The organism is Pedobacter sp. UC225_65 (assembly GCF_042698365.1).
Lineage (GTDB): Bacteria > Bacteroidota > Bacteroidia > Sphingobacteriales > Sphingobacteriaceae > Pedobacter.
This window is the reverse complement of sequence record NZ_CP170550.1, coordinates 2,042,118-2,058,775: the sequence shown is the minus strand read 5'-3', so window position 1 is coordinate 2,058,775 and position 16,658 is coordinate 2,042,118. Positions and strand designations below refer to the sequence as shown.

The 16,658-nt window shown below is 38.1% G+C and carries 14 protein-coding genes and 2 pseudogenes; 13 read left to right on the top strand and 3 right to left on the bottom strand.

What is annotated here, in order from left to right; all coding sequences use genetic code 11:
- Position 1: 1 nt before the first annotated feature.
- The 10 genes and pseudogenes from ACFJIZ_RS10785 to ACFJIZ_RS10740 all read left to right on the top strand — a co-directional run bounded on the left by ACFJIZ_RS10785 (position 2) and on the right by ACFJIZ_RS10740 (position 10,339).
- Complete coding sequence (locus ACFJIZ_RS10785; protein ID WP_379093477.1) at positions 2 to 1,177, top strand: FtsW/RodA/SpoVE family cell cycle protein; 1,176 nt, start codon at positions 2 to 4, stop codon at positions 1,175 to 1,177.
- A gap of 38 nt (positions 1,178 to 1,215) precedes the next feature.
- A complete protein-coding gene (locus ACFJIZ_RS10780; protein WP_379093474.1) occupies positions 1,216 to 1,596 on the top strand; it encodes a four helix bundle protein in 381 nt (126 codons plus the stop codon).
- A 103-nt stretch (positions 1,597 to 1,699) separates the two neighbouring features.
- A pseudogene (gene murG / locus ACFJIZ_RS10775) lies at positions 1,700 to 2,807 on the top strand (undecaprenyldiphospho-muramoylpentapeptide beta-N-acetylglucosaminyltransferase).
- Between the two features lie 14 nt (positions 2,808 to 2,821).
- A complete protein-coding gene (locus ACFJIZ_RS10770) occupies positions 2,822 to 2,995 on the top strand; it encodes a Mur ligase domain-containing protein (RefSeq protein WP_379093471.1) in 174 nt (57 codons plus the stop codon).
- A gap of 7 nt (positions 2,996 to 3,002) precedes the next feature.
- Positions 3,003 to 4,172: a UDP-N-acetylmuramate--L-alanine ligase gene (murC, locus tag ACFJIZ_RS10765; RefSeq protein ID WP_379093468.1), complete on the top strand. Its 1,170-nt coding sequence runs from the start codon at positions 3,003 to 3,005 to the stop codon at positions 4,170 to 4,172.
- Entirely contained in the window at positions 4,165 to 5,334 is a 1,170-nt protein-coding gene (locus ACFJIZ_RS10760) for a cell division protein FtsQ (RefSeq protein WP_379093465.1), read from the top strand. Before murC ends, ACFJIZ_RS10760 begins: the two co-directional genes overlap by 8 nt.
- A gap of 27 nt (positions 5,335 to 5,361) precedes the next feature.
- Positions 5,362 to 6,717 carry a cell division protein FtsA gene (gene ftsA, locus ACFJIZ_RS10755; protein ID WP_379093462.1) on the top strand — a complete coding sequence of 452 codons (1,356 nt, stop codon included), beginning with the start codon at positions 5,362 to 5,364 and terminating at the stop codon, positions 6,715 to 6,717.
- 128 nt (positions 6,718 to 6,845) lie between these two features.
- Positions 6,846 to 8,492: a cell division protein FtsZ gene (ftsZ, locus tag ACFJIZ_RS10750; RefSeq protein WP_379093459.1), complete on the top strand. Its 1,647-nt coding sequence runs from the start codon at positions 6,846 to 6,848 to the stop codon at positions 8,490 to 8,492.
- Positions 8,493 to 8,651: 159 nt separating this feature from the next.
- Positions 8,652 to 9,893, top strand: coding sequence for an aminotransferase class I/II-fold pyridoxal phosphate-dependent enzyme (locus ACFJIZ_RS10745; protein ID WP_379093456.1), 1,242 nt, complete (start codon positions 8,652 to 8,654; stop codon positions 9,891 to 9,893).
- Positions 9,894 to 10,162: 269 nt separating this feature from the next.
- Positions 10,163 to 10,339 (top strand): hypothetical protein, encoded by a 177-nt coding sequence (locus tag ACFJIZ_RS10740; protein ID WP_055130261.1) that lies wholly within the window; start codon positions 10,163 to 10,165, stop codon positions 10,337 to 10,339.
- Between the two features lie 68 nt (positions 10,340 to 10,407).
- Here the strand turns inward: ACFJIZ_RS10740 and dapA are convergent, their stop codons facing one another.
- From dapA to ACFJIZ_RS10725, 3 genes and pseudogenes are all read right to left on the bottom strand, one after another.
- Positions 10,408 to 11,295: a 4-hydroxy-tetrahydrodipicolinate synthase gene (gene dapA, locus ACFJIZ_RS10735; RefSeq protein WP_379093453.1), complete on the bottom strand. Its 888-nt coding sequence runs from the start codon at positions 11,293 to 11,295 to the stop codon at positions 10,408 to 10,410.
- A 62-nt stretch (positions 11,296 to 11,357) separates the two neighbouring features.
- Positions 11,358 to 13,374, bottom strand: a pseudogene (gene ligA / locus ACFJIZ_RS10730) (NAD-dependent DNA ligase LigA).
- 88 nt (positions 13,375 to 13,462) lie between these two features.
- Complete coding sequence (locus ACFJIZ_RS10725; RefSeq protein WP_379093450.1) at positions 13,463 to 14,140, bottom strand: hypothetical protein; 678 nt, start codon at positions 14,138 to 14,140, stop codon at positions 13,463 to 13,465.
- Between the two features lie 123 nt (positions 14,141 to 14,263).
- Here ACFJIZ_RS10725 and tyrS point away from each other — a divergent pair, with 123 nt between their 5' ends.
- From tyrS to ACFJIZ_RS10710, 3 genes are all read left to right on the top strand, one after another.
- Positions 14,264 to 15,550, top strand: a complete 1,287-nt coding sequence (gene tyrS / locus ACFJIZ_RS10720; protein ID WP_379093447.1) for a tyrosine--tRNA ligase — start codon at positions 14,264 to 14,266, stop codon at positions 15,548 to 15,550.
- 106 nt (positions 15,551 to 15,656) lie between these two features.
- Positions 15,657 to 16,136 carry an antitoxin Xre/MbcA/ParS toxin-binding domain-containing protein gene (locus ACFJIZ_RS10715; RefSeq protein ID WP_379093444.1) on the top strand — a complete coding sequence of 160 codons (480 nt, stop codon included), beginning with the start codon at positions 15,657 to 15,659 and terminating at the stop codon, positions 16,134 to 16,136.
- Positions 16,136 to 16,591, top strand: coding sequence for an RES family NAD+ phosphorylase (locus ACFJIZ_RS10710; RefSeq protein WP_379093441.1), 456 nt, complete (start codon positions 16,136 to 16,138; stop codon positions 16,589 to 16,591). Before ACFJIZ_RS10715 ends, ACFJIZ_RS10710 begins: the two co-directional genes overlap by 1 nt.
- Positions 16,592 to 16,658: the final 67 nt, after the last annotated feature.

Genomic DNA, 16,658 nt, shown 5'->3' with positions numbered 1-16,658 from the left:
TATGTTCAATATCAATGCAATTTTAGAAAGGACCAAAGGCGATCGATGGATTTGGCTGATCATTATCATGCTATCCTTGATTTCTATTATGGCAGTATATAGTGCTACAGGAACCATTGCCAATAAAAAAGGCATTTCTGTAGAGCGCTATTTGTTGTTCAAACATGTGATATTTGTATTCTTGGGTATTGGTATGATTTATATATCGCACCTGCTCGATTATAAGTATTATGCAGGTATTTCTAAGATTTTGATGATCATTACCTTGCCATTATTGTTGTATACTTTGGTTTTTGGCGGACAGATCAATGGTGCCGCAAGATGGGTTCAGGTACCGGTAATCGGTTTAACTTTTCAAACATCCGATTTAGCCAAATTAGCCTTGATCACTTTCTTGGCAAGGATGCTGACCAAAAAACAAGAAAATATTAAAGACGTAAAGAATGCATTTTTGCCTATTATGGGCTCTGTTTGTGTGGTCTTTATCTTAATTGCTTTAGCCAACTTATCTACCGCATTGATGTTATTTGGTGTGAGTATTTTATTGTTGATCATCGGGCGTATCAGTATCAAACAGATATTAGTGGTTTGTGCAGGTGGGGTGGTGTTGTTGATGTTTGTTATTTTTCTAGGTCCTAGAAGGGAGACTTACAAATCTCGTATCAACGCATTTATGCATCCAGAATTACAACATTCTGATAAGACATACCAGTCAGACCATTCAAAGATTGCGTTGGCAACTGGCGGATTATTTGGTAAAGGACCGGGCAATAGCACGGAGCGTAACTTCTTACCTCACCCATATTCTGATTTTATTTTTGCCATTATTATCGAAGAATATGGAACAGTTGGAGGTTTAGCCATTGTAGTGTTATACCTGGTTTTACTTTACCGATGTGTGCGGATCGTAACGCGAAGTCCGAAGGCATTTGGTGCTTTGCTGGCAGCAGGATTAAGTTTCAGCTTAACCATACAGGCATTTGCCAACATGGCGGTTGCGGTAGGTTTAGGGCCGGTAACTGGGGTTCCTCTGCCATTGGTAAGTATGGGGGGTACATCCATGATCTTTACCAGCATTGCATTTGGCATTATTTTAAGTGTAAGTAGGGATGTAGAAGAACATAGTAGCAATAAACAAGAAAAAGTAATTGTGGGTGAAATTCCTGCGATGGCATAAATTGAATTTTGAGTGACTGAGTTTTGAATGATAGTATAATGGAGAATAGCACAACTACAAAAGTCGACTTAATAACAGCGTTGAAGAATAGGACAAAAGTATTTGTATTAGAGGCCATTAAATTTTATCAATCACTGCCGAAAACGGAAGAGGCAAAAATAATAGGAAGACAATTTATGAGGTCATCTTCTTCTGTCGGCGCAAATTATAGAGCAGCATGTAGAAGTCGATCGAAAGCAGAGTTCTATTCAAAACTGAGTATAGTAGTAGAGGAAGCAGATGAAACAGCGTTTTGGTTAGAAATTTTAATAGAAGCGAAAATAACAGATAATAAAGATGCGAATAAGCTATTGAGCGAAATAAATGAAATATTAGCAATTATGGCAAAGGCAAGAAAGACAGTAAGTAATAATAAATAAATAGGATGACAGAATGATGAAATTATTGAATAGAGGAATAGGGTTAAACATCATGTGGCCATTCTCTCATTCAATAGTTCTTTCACTCAATAATTAAATGAAAATGAATAATTTCCCAAAAATTATCATATCTGGAGGTGGCACAGGCGGGCATATATTTCCCGCCGTTGCCATAGCCAATGCCTTGAAAAGCATTTCGCCAAACTGCGAAATTCTTTTTGTTGGGGCAGAGGGAAGGATGGAAATGGAAAAAGTTCCAGCCGCTGGGTATAAGATTGTGGGTTTAAATATCAGTGGGATCCAAAGGGGTTCTATCTTAAAAAATCTTGGATTGCCTTTTAAAGTAATTTCAAGTGTGCGCAAGGCGATGAAATTGATTTCAGACTTTAAGCCTGATGCTGTAGTTGGTGTTGGAGGTTATGCATCTGGACCATTGTTGTATGCCGCATCGATGAAAGGTATTCCTTACCTGATCCAAGAGCAAAACTCTTATGCGGGTATTACCAATAAATTGTTGGGAAAAAAAGCAGCAAAGATCTGTGTCGCTTTTGATGGAATGGAACAATTCTTTCCGGCAGAAAAGATATTAAAAACAGGAAATCCGGTAAGGACAAACATTGTTGATATTGAGGGAAAACATCATGCAGGTGCAGAACTGTTGAAACTCGATCCTTTAAAAAAGATCATTTTGGTTACTGGCGGAAGTTTAGGCGCAGGAACCTTAAATAAAAGTATTGAAAAACACTTATCAGAAATCATAGCACAAGATGTGCAGGTGATTTGGCAAACCGGTAAGTTCTATTATAAAGGCATTTTAGAAAGACTAGGAGCCAACTATCACCCGAATATTGTGGTGTTAGAATTTTTGAATAAAATGGATCTGGCCTATGCTGCAGCAGATGTGATCATCTCTAGAGCTGGTGCGGGTACCATTGCAGAACTTTGTTTAATTGAAAAACCGGTGATCTTGGTGCCGTCGCCAAATGTGGCAGAAGACCACCAGACCAAAAATGCGATGGCCTTGGTTAAAAATGACGCAGCGATATTGATCGAACGATCGTTCTGCAGAAGATACTTTGGTAGCAGAAGCCTTAAAGTTGTTGAAAGATAAAGAGCGTTGTAAAAAATTGAGCGAAAACATTGGTAAAATGGCATTGCAAGATGCAGACATAGTGATTGCAGAAGAAGTTTTAAAGTTGGCAAAAAGATAAAAGAGTAAAGACAAATGGAGTTAAGTAAAATCAATAGAGTGTATTTTGTAGGTATCGGTGGTATCGGTATGAGTGCGCTTGCCCGTTATTTTGCCAAACGTGGAATTGTGGTTTGTGGCTATGATAAAACCCGTACCAATTTGACCATTGCCTTGGAGCATGAGGGGATTTTGATCTTATCTCGATGAAGAATCTGTGGTTCCAGTTTGTTTTGCAGAAAACCATCCCGATACTTTGGTGGTATATACACCTGCAATTCCTAAAAACTCCAACATTCTGAACCATTTTAAAAGCAATGGCTTTAGCTTAAAGAAACGCTCGGAGGTTTTAGGCATCATTAGTCAAGGGATGTTCTGTGTGGCAGTGGCAGGTACTCATGGTAAAACCACAACCTCATCAATGATTGCCCATATTTTAACAGATACAGGTTTTGGTTGTACTGCCTTTTTGGGCGGTATTACCAGCAATTACAATAGCAATGTATTGTTCGGTAAGAACAATGTGGTAGTGGTAGAAGCAGATGAATACGACCGTTCTTTTTTAACACTTCATCCTGATGTAGCTGTGGTGACTTCAATGGATGCCGATCATTTAGACATTTATGGTGATGAGCGCCATTTGCACGAATCATTCTATTTATTTGCTGATCAGTTAAAGGCCGATGGGAAACTATTTGTAAAAGAAGGATTGCCATTAAACGGGATAAGTTATGGTTCAACGCCAAATGCTGCTTTACATGCTAATCATATCCATGTAGAAAATGGAAATTTTGTTTTCAATTTTGAAGATGGCTATACTACGATAAAAGACCTGAACCTAGCCATGCCGGGTAAACATAATGTCGAAAATGCAGTTGCCGCTATTGGGGTAGCATTGAGTTTGGGTATCCATCCGCAGAGCATTAAAAAAGCAGTGGCTTCATTTAAAGGTGTAAAAAGAAGATTTGAGACTTTGGTCAATACATCAGAACATATTTATATCGATGATTATGCACATCATCCCGAAGAGTTGAGGGCTTGTTTTGATGCGGTAAGACAGTTACATCCGGATAAAAAATTGACGGTTATCTTTCAGCCACACCTGTTTACAAGAACCAGAGACTTTATAGATGATTTTGCAAAAGTTTTAAGCACTGCTGATGAAGTTGTGTTGTTGGAAATCTATCCAGCTAGAGAATTGCCTATTGAAGGGGTCAATTCGCAATTGTTGTTGGATAAGATGACACTGACAAATAAAGAAATATGTGGAAAAGATTTGGTGTTAGAACGCATAAAGAATAAAAAACCTGAACTACTTTTGACAGTTGGAGCAGGCGATATTGATACTTTGGTAGAACCTTTAAAAAATGCCTTGAAACATGCTTAAAAGGATAAACTGGAAAGCGATATTTAAAGGGTTTGCCTGGCTTGTTTGCCTGGCAGGGGTGGTGGTATTGATGAGTTTCATCGGTATCAAAAAAAAAGAGGTAAAATGTACCAAGGTAGAGATATTGATACCTGGAGCAGATAATTTTATCGAAAGAGAAGAAGTGGATCAGATTTTGAAGGAAAATCAGGGCGTATTGATTGGCCGTAGCTTACAAGGAATAAACATCCATCAGATCGAAGAGTCGCTCAAAGCCAACCCTTACATTGCCTTTGCAAAAGTTTATGCAGATATGGACGGCATTGTGCACATCGAAGTGAAACAACGTGAACCCGTACTAAGGATACTGAATGCAGGTGGACAAGATTTTTATATTGATAGCAATGGTCTGAAAATGCCGATGTCGCCAAATTTTACAGCCAATGTTTTGGTGGCAACTGGAAATATTTTAGAAAGCTTTGGCGGTAGGGTAGATACTTTATTGACACCATTGGCCTCAGATCTGTATAAAACAGCATTGTTTATGAAGAAAGATACTTTATGGAATGCGCAGATCGAGCAGATCTTTGTCAATGAAAAACAAGACATCGAATTGGTGCCCCGTGTAGGAAACCAACGTATTATTTTGGGTAATGCCGATTCGTTGGAAACTAAAATGAACAACCTGTTGGCATTTTATAAACAAGCGATGCCATTGGTGGGATGGAATGCCTACAAAACCATCAATCTGAAATATACCAATCAGATTGTATGTGAAAAATATGATTCGTTGGCCATGAAAAAAATGGCAGCAATCACAACAGTTAGTGATAGCGCGATTATCGCAAAAAAGACCATTGATTCGGTAGTTAAGACCGCTATACAGGAAGAGATCAAAAAAGCAACAGACGAAGCTACGGCACCTAAAAAGGTAGTGTCAAAAGAAACTAAGCCAGTTGTTGCCAAAGAAAAACCGACAGAAAAACAAACGGTTAAACCAGTCGAAAAGACGACTGTTAAACCTGCAGATAAAAATGTGGTGAAAACTGGAGAAAAAGCCCCTGCAAAACCATCAGGTACTACAACTCCGGCAAAAACAAATGCAACCACAAGCAAGGATAAAGAAAAGCCCAAGCAGGTTGCCACAACAAAAGAGAAAACAGACACCAAGAAAAATAAATAAAAGTACACTCAACAAAATAGTATAGTTATGGGCAAAGAAAAATCTACCATTCAGTCTCCAATCGTAGTAGGATTAGACATTGGTACAACAAAGATTTGTGTTATTGTGGGGCGCAGAACACAGCACGACAAAATTGAAGTTTTAGGAATAGGTAAAGCCGAATCTGCTGGGGTAACCCGTGGGGTGGTTTCCAACATCCAAAAAACAGTTCAAGGTATTGCCGCTGCAGTAGAATTGGCCAGTAGCCAATCTAATGTAGAAATTCGTGTAGTTAATGTAGGTATTGCTGGTCAGCATATCAAAAGCTTACAACATCGTGGAATTTTAACGCGTAGAGAGCTGAACAACGAGATCAGTAAGAAAGATATCGATAAACTGGTTGACGATATGTTCAAATTGGTGATGCCTCCAGGAGAGGAGATCATTCATGTATTGCCTCAAGAATTTACCATTGACAATGAGCCAGGTATCAAAGACCCGATTGGTATGGCAGGTGTGCGTTTAGAAGCGAATTTCCACATCATCTCTGGTCAGGTAACTGCGGTAAAAAACATTATGCGTTGCGTAACCAATGCAGGTTTGCAAACCCAAGAATTAATTTTAGAGCCCCTTGCTTCTTCTGAGTCGGTGTTGAGCGATGAAGAAAAAGAAGCTGGAGTTTGTTTGGTTGATATTGGTGGTGGTACTACAGATATTGCCATTTTCCACGAAGGAATTATCCGTCATACAGCTGTTATCCCTTTTGGTGGTAATAGTGTAACCGAAGATATTAGAGAAGGTTGCTCTGTAATGCGTAACCAGGCAGAATTGCTAAAAACTCGTTTCGGTTCGGCATTAGCTGAAGAAAACAAAGAAAACGAGATGATCTGTGTGCCAGGCCTACGTGGTAGAGAACCAAAAGAAATTTCAGTTAAAAACTTAGCTTATGTAATCCAGGCCCGTATGGAAGAAATAGTTGAGCACGTTTACTACGAAATCAAATCTTCTGGATATGAGAAAAAATTAATCGGTGGTGTGGTGATCACCGGTGGTGGTGCTTTGTTGAAACACTTAAATCAATTGGTAGAATATGTTACCGGTTTAGACTGTCGTGTGGGTTATCCGAACGAACATTTGTCTAAATACGAAGATATGCCAAAAACGATATACGACGATTTGAAAAGTCCAATGTATGCAACCAGTGTTGGTTTGTTGATCAAAGGAATCCAAAAAGCCGAAGAATTATTGGAAGAAATGAAACAGCCAGGTGTTTTTGTCGAAAAACCGATTGCAGCTAAGGAAAAAGCAAAACGTGGCGGGCTATTTGATAAGTTACTAAAGAAAACTACAGATTTCATCAAGGATGATATGAATGTGAGCGACGAAGATTACATTAAACCGTAATATTTTTCCACAATTTAGGATTTTTCCACATTATTAACAGTTGTGGAAAACGCCTGTTAAAAAAGTGTTAATATTACAAAAGAGATGAACAGAAAATTTCAATTTTTAAACAACTGATTCATAACGATATGAAGTTCGAAATGTTAAAAGATAAGTCATCCATCATCAAAGTAATTGGTGTTGGTGGCGGTGGAGGTAATGCGGTAAACCATATGTACCGTCAAGGAATTACTGGTGTAGACTTTATTATTTGTAATACAGATGCGCAAGCTTTAGAGTTTAGTCCTATTCCTAACAAGGTACAATTAGGGTCTAGCCTAACCGAAGGGATGGGTGCAGGCTCAATTCCGGAAGTAGGCAAGAACTCGGCTATTGAAAATATAGACGACATTAAAGCGATGTTGGGCAGCACGACCAAAATGCTTTTCATTACGGCCGGAATGGGTGGTGGTACCGGAACTGGTGCCAGTCCAATTATTGCCCAAGCTGCTAAAGAACTTGATATCCTAACCGTTGCGATCATTACTACTCCTTTTGCCTTTGAAGGTAAGAGACGTAAAATGCAGGCAGATGATGGTTTGGATGAGTTGAAAAAATATGTAGATTCTTACTTGGTAATCTCTAACGATAGATTACGTGAGATCTTTGGTAACCTTACCCTAGGTTCGGCTTTTGCACAGGCAGATGATATTTTAACAACTGCTGCAAAAGGTATCGCCGAAATCATCACTGTACCTGGCTATATCAACGTGGATTTTAAAGATGTGCGTACGGTAATGAAAGACAGTGGAGTATCTATTATGGGTAGCTTTGCAGCTGAGGGCGAAAATCGTGCTTTGGCAGCAGTAGAAGGTGCTTTAGCATCTCCATTGTTAAAAGATAATGAAATTGAAGGCGCGAGATATATTTTGTTGAATATCAGTTCTGGTATACGTGAAGTAACGATGGACGAAGTAACGATCATTACAGATTTCATCCAAGATAAAGCAGGTCTTTCTGCAGAGTTGACCTGGGGTAACTGTATTGACGAGAGTTTAGAAGATAAATTATCGGTTACCATTATTGCCACTGGCTTCCAAACTACCGAACAAAGGGCAAAAGATAGACAGAATGTTAAAAAAATATCGCTATTGACACCAGAAGAAGCTCCTTTGGTTAGACCAGTTGAGCCGGTAAATTCTTTCATCGAAGCTAAACCAGAGCCAGTGAGCGCTGAACCTATTTTAAAGGTACAAGACGAGCCTAAACAATCTGATTTGTTTGGCGATTTGTTTAACCTGAATAGAGCACCTAGAGTTGAAGAGCCAGAAAACTTGACCATTGTTCACCAATTGGTTGAAGAAGAAGCACCTGCAGCCGAAGCGCAACAAGAAGCGGGTTTTGAATTTGAAGTGAAATTGGCAGAGACTGATTTTGTATTCGAAACACCCATTGCTCAATTTGAATTAGAAGAAGAAACAATTACGCCAGCACCTATTGCAACAATTGAAGAAGTTGGTGCCGATGATGATAAAAACGACGAATCTGTAGAAGATCAACTTAAAAAATCTAGAGAAAGAATTTTAAGGTTGAAAGATCTGAGCATGAAATTGCGTACGACTAATGGTTTGCAAGAGTTGGAAAATGAACCAGCCTACAAACGTAAGCAGATGCAGTTGCAACAAGTTCAACATTCTTCAGAATCGCAAGTTTCAAGATTTACCTTAAGTAATGATGAGGATGGTTCGACAGAAATTAGACCAAACAACTCATTTTTACATGATAACGTTGACTAACAAGTTCAACAGATAAGTACTTAAAGCCTTAGCAATAAAATTTGTTAAGGCTTTTTTTGCATTATACTGCCATCTATTTGAGGTTGTTAAATAGGTATTTTAAGCTTAAATTTGCAAAAATTAAAATAAAGAACAGATTACATTAAATAAATAATAACATTGGATATTTTCGATAAAGTAGCAAAGCGCATGGGCCCAATTGGGCAACACCAAAAATGGTCTCATGGATATTTCTCTTTTCCTAAATTAGAGGGAGAGATTGCACCACACATGAATTTTAGAGGGAAAGAATTGTTGGTTTGGAGCTTAAATAATTATTTAGGTCTTGCCAATCACCCTGAAGTGAGAAAAGCAGATGAGCAAGGCGCAGCAGATTTCGGTATGGCTTACCCAATGGGTGCCCGTATGATGTCTGGTAACTCTAAGTACCATGAGCAATTGGAACAAGAACTGGCTACATTTGTTGGTAAAGAAGATGCATTCCTACTTAACTTTGGTTACCAAGGTATGGTGTCGATTATCGATGCTTTATTAGATAGAAACGATGTTGTTGTGTATGATGGCGAATCTCATGCTTGTATTGTAGACGGTTTGCGTTTGCACATGGGTAAACGTTTTGTTTACAAACATAATAATATTGAAGATGCCCGTAAACAGTTAGAAAGAGCTAGTAAATTGGCAGAACAAACTGGTGGTGGTATCTTATTGATTACCGAAGGTGTTTTCGGTATGTCTGGGGCCCAAGGTAAATTAAAAGAACTGATTGAGTTAAAGAAAGAATTTAACTTCCGTTTGTTGATTGACGATGCACATGGATTTGGTACCATGGGTGAAACAGGTGCTGGTACTCACGAAGCACAACACTGTATCGAAGGCGTAGATGTTTATTTTGCCACCTTCGCTAAGTCGATGGCAGGTATTGGTGCCTTTGTGGCTTCAACTGAAGAATTGACCAATTACTTTAGATACAACATGCGTTCTCAAACTTTTGCCAAAGCGTTACCTATGCCGATGGTGATCGGTTTGTTAAAACGTTTAGAGCTATTGAAAAACAATCCGGAGTTGAGAGAAAAGCTTTGGAAAGTAGCTACAACCTTACAAAAAGGTCTGCGCGACCGTGGTTTTGACCTAGGTGTTACGGACACTGTGGTTACGCCGGTATTTTTAAAGGGGGAGTTGTTGGAAGCAACTGCGTTGACCATGGACCTACGTGAAAACTATGGTATTTTCTGTTCAATTGTAGTGTACCCTGTTATTCCAAAAGGAATGATTGAATTGAGGCTTATCCCAACTGCTGTACACAGTATGGAAGATGTACAAAAGACCCTTGATGCCTTTAGCGAAGTTTCAGAAAAGCTTAAAAATGGCTACTATAAAGAGAACAAATTCTCTACGATGTAAAAAAAATATAAAATTTATATAAAAAAATGCCCTCACAATACTGTAGAGGGCATTTTTATTGTGTTTTTATTGTAAGATGCTGATTGTTAATGTTTTATGTGTTTTTAAATGTTAATTGCTTGTTTATAACCCTGTTAAATGTGGAAAAAAACAGCTGTTTACCCACTTTTTTATTGTTGCAAAAATTTTTTTATTAAAATAAACATCTTACTTTAGTATTAGAGTATTAATCAAAACCTTAAAAAAAACTAAAAAGGAGTAATTTAAAAATGAAAAAATTTAATGACGTAAAAGCACTTGTTGCAGCTTTAGAAGCTGATGCAGACAAATTCTACAACAAAGCGAACAGCGCAGCTGGAACACGTGTACGTAAAGGTATGCAAGATCTTAAAAACTTAGCTCAGAGCATTCGCTTAGAGATCCAAGAAACTAAAAACAAAGCTTAATCAGCAATTTTTGTTTAAAAAAAGCGCCCTAACCAAGGCGCTTTTTTATGTCTTCTCTTTTTTGCTTTTTATGCGAGTGCAACTAGATTATCTAATTGCTCAGCTAAGCTTTTATGGAGCGTTGTAGAGGCTTTAACTAATGGGAGGCGAACAACATCCTCACAGATGTTCAATTGCTTTAAAGTAGCCTTTACACCAGCTGGGTTGCCTTCTGCAAACATTAGCCTTGTAATCTCCAACAAACTTAAATGTGCAGGCAATGCTTTGGCAAAATCTCCTTGTAGGCATTGTTTGATCAATGTAGATAATTGCTGAGGTAAGGCATTGCCTATTACCGAAATTACACCCACCGCCCCCAAAGCAATCATGGGTAAGGCAATTGGATCATCTCCAGAAATCAATAAAAAATCAGCTGGTTTATCTCTCATGATCTGATTGAACTGTTCAAAGCTTCCAGAGGCTTCTTTGGTAGCAATTACATTTTTGAAATCGTGAGCCAAACGACAAGTAGTCTCAGCGCTCATATTACTTCCTGTACGCCCTGGTACATTATATAAAATGATAGGTAATTCGCTTAATTCACTTAGGTATTTGTAATGCTGATAAATCCCTTCTTGAGTTGGTTTGCTATAATAAGGGCTAACCGAAAGTATGGCACTGTATTGATTGTTCTCGAATGTTTTAATGGCTTCACCGATTACAGCTGTGTCATTGCCGCCAATACCAGCAACCAAAGGCAAACGACCATCATTGATCTCAGCAGTAAAATCCCACACCTTCTTCTTCTCGTCCTTGCTCAATGTGGCTGTTTCGCCTGTTGTACCTAATGATACAAGGTAATCTATACCTCCATCAACCAAGTGATTGATCAGTCTTTTTAAGCCCTGATAATCAACCGTTCCGTCTGTGTTAAAAGGTGTAACCAAAGCCACACCAGTACCGTGAAATCTGTTCATTTATTTATTCGTATAAAGTAATTAGTATTAAGTATAAAGAAGGTTTCTTCATACTTAATAACCTATAATTCAATCATCGCTATCAGCTCATCCTCGTTAATAAGAGGCACATTGAGTTTTGTGGCTTTTTCCAGTTTAGATGGGCCCATATTGTCGCCGGCAACCAAGTAGTCTAATTTCGCAGAAATTCCACTTAGAATTTTACCGCCATTTTCTTCAATAAGTGCCTTTAATTCTTCTCTGCTGTACTTTTCAAAAACTCCCGAAATTACGAATGTTTTTCCAATAAGTTTCTCGCTTTGCAACAATATTACACTTTCCTGCACTTCAAATTGTAGTCCTGCAGCTTTTAAAAGCATTATTTGCTGTAAATGTTCTTCTTTGCTAAAATATTCTTGGATACTTTCAGCAATGCGTCCACCAATTTCATCAATGGCGGTCAGTTCTTCAATTGATGCCTTGGCCAAATTATCGATGTTTTTTACACCTCTGGCTAATTTTTTGGCAACAGTTTCGCCAACATATCTTATGCCCAAGCCAAACAATAACTTTTCAAATGGCATCTGTTTAGACGCTTCGATGCCTTTGAGCATATTTTCTATAGAACGTTCGCCAAAACGTTCTATCTGTTTCAATTCTTCGGCCTTTTCATGTAAAGTGTATAGGTCGCTAATATGAGCCACTAAGCCTCTTTGGTAAAAGCTTTCGATCGTTTCGTCGCCCAAACCATCAATATCCATCGCTTTACGACCAATAAAATGCTGTATCTTGCCAACAATCTGCGGAGGACAACCTTCGTCATTTGGACAATAAAAAGCAACTTCTCCTTCTTTTCTGACCAGTTCTGTGCCACATTCAGGGCAATTGCTGATGTAAACGATAGGCTTGGCATTGGCCTGCCTTAATGCTAAATTTACTTTAATGATCTTTGGGATGATTTCTCCACCTTTTTCTACAAAAACGGTATCATTCTCATGTAAGTCTAGTCGAGTAATCTCATCAGCATTATGTAATGTTGCGCGTTTAACGGTAGTGCCAGCTAATACCACTGGTTTAAGGTTGGCCACAGGTGTTACTGCGCCGGTTCTGCCAACCTGATAACTCACTTTTTCTAAAACGGTTTGGACCTCGGCAGCTTTGTATTTATATGAAATTGCCCAACGTGGAGATTTGGCCGTAAAACCTAACTCTTGTTGTTGCGCATAACTATTTACCTTGATCAACGATCCCATCAATATCGTAACTTAAATTGAAGCGTTCATTTTCCCAATGCGCGATAAAGGCTAGTACATCAGTGATATTTTTGCTTAAACGGGTATGCTCGCAGACGTTAAATCCCCATTTTTTCACTGCTTGTAAACTCTCCCAATGCGTTCTGAACAATTGTTTATCGCTATAAACTGTATACAGAAAACAATCTAAAGGTCTTTTGCTTACTTCTTTCGAATCTTGCATCTTTACGGTTCCACTGGCAAAATTACGAGGATTTGCATAAGCAATCTCGCCCAATTCTTCTCGCTCTTTGTTTAAGCGTTCAAATGCTGCCCGGTGCATAAAAACCTCCCCTCTAATTTCAAAAAAATCAGGAATTTCTTCTCCTTTTGCACGGTGGGGTATGGTGTGGATGGTTTTGATATTATTGGTTACGTCATCACCCTGTGTTCCATCGCCACGGGTAACAGCTCTTACCAAAATGCCATTTTCGTAAGTCAGGCTAATGGACAAGCCATCAAATTTTAATTCACAAACATATTCAAAATCATCACCAATTGCTTTTCTTACACGCTCATCAAAATCACGCAGGTCTTGCTCATTATAGGTGTTGCCTAAAGAGAGCATGGGCCATTTGTGTTTTACGGTTATGAAATTTTTGGTAATGTCTCCTCCAACTTTTTGGGTAGGCGAGTTAGGGTCGGCATAAGCTGGATATTCTTTTTCCAGTCTGGCAAGTTCTTCTAGTTTTTGATCAAATTCATAATCGGCAATGGTAGGCATCGCCAATACATAATAATTGTAAGTATGCTGGTTTAACTCTGCAACCAAGGCATCCATTTGTTCTTTTACCGCAAAAATAGACATAGACAAATATAATTATTAGTATTGAGAAGTAATGTAATTGATCAATTAGAGTTGTCTATTGCAAGTTATTGGAAGAGCACTTAAGAATCTAAACCTTTAGCTTTCCTTCAATTTCATCGAAGATCGATAGGTAGTTTTGCTCGAGCATTACTCTGTAGATTTCAAGTTGCTCATTTAATAAGCTAACTGTTGTTTCGTGAAATGGATGAGTCCATAAGCGCATACAGATTCTTTGTAGGGCATAACTAATGTTTTCCAGTTTTTGATAGCTCAATAGATATCTGCTCGACCTGAAGCTATTTAAAAAGGCAAAAAACTTGTCTGTGTCCTCACTTCCACATTTGATAAGGAAAGTGTTCAAGGTATTGTCATCAACGTTGTTGAGGTGCTCATAAAAAGCATTGATGTCTATTTTTCTGTTGGTGACCAACAAATGGTCTAAAACAAGTTCTACACCAATGTGGGCCAAAAAGGAAGGCCTTACAGGACTGTCGCCCAAAATTGGCAAGATCAATTGTTTAAGTTTAGCTGTTTCTGTATAGAAAAAATCGGAAGAGTGGAATAAAAGATCAACTTCCAAGTGTCTTTTCCAGCCAGTTAGTAATGAATTGAGCTTTGCATCGGCAATGAAAAGCTCAGACTTTTTTTGTGGATACAGATTCCAGTCCTTGTGAGCATTTTTAACCAAGTCGGGCAAAACGGTTCCAATCACCATGTTTTCATCCTGGTTTTTTCTTTCAAAATAAAAATGCGAAAGGAAGTTCATAGGGTAAAGGTAGGCAGAAAGTATGGAAGTTGTGGATAAGGTATGCAAGTTGGAGGTCAAGAAATTCAATTGTTTTAGTCTTTCGGCACAAACTGCTATCTTTGCGACCTAAAATAATAAGTAATGACAAATTTTGTAGAAGAATTGCGTTGGAGAGGCATGTTGCATGATATCATGCCAAATACAGAGGAAAAACTAAATGAAGGTATGACTGCTGGTTATATTGGTTTTGATCCAACTGCAGATTCGTTACATGTTGGTCACTTGACACAAATTATGACCTTGATCCATTTTCAAAGAGCGGGTCATAAGCCTTTTGCTTTAGTTGGAGGTGCTACAGGTATGGTTGGCGACCCTTCTGGTAAATCTGATGAGCGTAACCTACAAACGCCAGAAATGATTGAGCATAACCTTAAGGGCATGAAAAAACAATTGTCTAAATTCTTAAAATTTGAGGACATTGGAAATGGTGCTGTAATGGTTAATAATGCCGATTGGTTTAAGGATATGAATTTATTTACATTTATTAGAGATGTAGGTAAACATATCACAGTTAACTATATGATGGCAAAAGACAGCGTGAAGAGACGTTTAGAGGGTGATTCTGGCTTATCTTTTACTGAATTTTGCTATCAGTTGATACAAGGTTATGATTTCTATTATTTATGGAAAAATAAGAACTGTTTGTTGCAAATGGGAGGTTCTGACCAGTGGGGAAATATTGTTACAGGAACAGAATTAATTAGAAGAAAAGATCAAGGAACTGCTTATGCGATAACTACACAGTTAATTAAAAAAGCAGATGGAACTAAGTTTGGCAAAACCGAAAGTGGTGCTGTTTGGTTAGATCCAGAAAAAACTTCTCCTTACAAATACTACCAATTTTGGTTAAATGCATCTGACGATGATGTTAAAAAATGGATTAGAATTTTCACCTTAAAAACTCAAGCAGAAATTGAAGCATTAGAGCTTGAACATGATGCTGCACCGCATTTACGCATTTTGCAAAAAGCATTGGCAGAAGATATTACAGTAAAAACGCATTCAGTAGAAGCCTTAGAGACAGCGATTAAAACCTCAGAATTTTTGTTTGGAAATGGAGCTTTAGCATTTTTACAAACTTTAGATTCGAAAAGTGTTTTAGAAATCTTTGAAGGTGTACCACAGTTTAACATTGCAAAAAATGAACTTGCAAGTGGAATTGACATCGCTACACTTTTAGCTGAAAAAACAACCGTTTTCCCTTCAAAAGGAGAGGCTAAAAAAACAATACAAGGTGGAGGATTAAGCGTAAACAAAGCAAAAGTTGCAGATGCCACAACCACTTATACAACTGCAGATTTAATCAATGATGAGTTTATTATCGTTCAAAAAGGGAAAAAGAATTATTTTCTGTTAATTGCAGAATAACTTTTACCACATCATACATAAATCCCGTTCTGAAAAGTTCGGGATTTTTTTGAAAAGAATTTTTAATTTCGGACAAAATGTATATATTTGGGTATAATTGTCTGATATGAAAAAGAAAGCCCTTAAGCCCAGTCATTTAGAAGAGCCAATGGTAGCCTATGCCATCGTTAATTATACCCCAATGACAACAATAATGGGTGATAGATATGCAGAAGTTTCTGATTTTGATTTACTTAAGCTCGCACGCAAAGGAATCTCAAAAAAATCATTATTAGCTTTGGCCAAACAAATTTCATTAACCATAGAAGAGATTGCTACCATTTTACATATTTCAGAGCGTACTTTGCAACGTTATACACCAGAAACCTTAGTTAGAACCGAGCATGCCGATCGAGCCATAGAACTGGCCCTTTTATTTGAGCGTGGTATAGAAGTGCTGGGTAGTGAAAAAGCATTCAGCAGTTGGATAAAAACCCCAAATTTCGCTTTGGATGGAGAGGCCCCATTTAACCTATTGGATACACATATCGGCTTTACCATGGTTTCTGATATCTTGGGTCGGATAGAACATGGAGTATTTAGCTAATGTTGGTCTATAGGATAGCATCTCCAAAATTTATAGAGGACCTGAGTGGTACTGGTGCGAAACAATATGGTGGGCGCTGGAACAATAAGGGAATAGAAATGATGTATTTTGCAGAGAGTAGGGCGATGGCTGTGATGGAAGTGTTGGTGCACTTGAGACCAGCGGTTATTGACCAAGATTTTTCCTTAGCAGTTTTTGAAATCCCAGATGATAACGTATTAACCATAGACGTTAAAGAATTGCCCAAAAACTGGAAAGAAGAGACAGCAATAGAAATGCTCAAAAGAATTGGAGACCAATTTATAAAGGACAACCAATATCTTGTGATGAAAGTTCCTTCTGTAATTGTAGAGGAAGAATACAATATTGTCTTAAATCCAAACCATACGCAATCAGCAAAAGTAAGATTGATTGGGAAAAGGGTCTTTAGGTTTGATAGAAGATTTAAATATTGATTATTGTACCAGCAGATTACAACCCCTGATATCGGCATTGTCAAATCGGCCCAATACTTCAAAACTT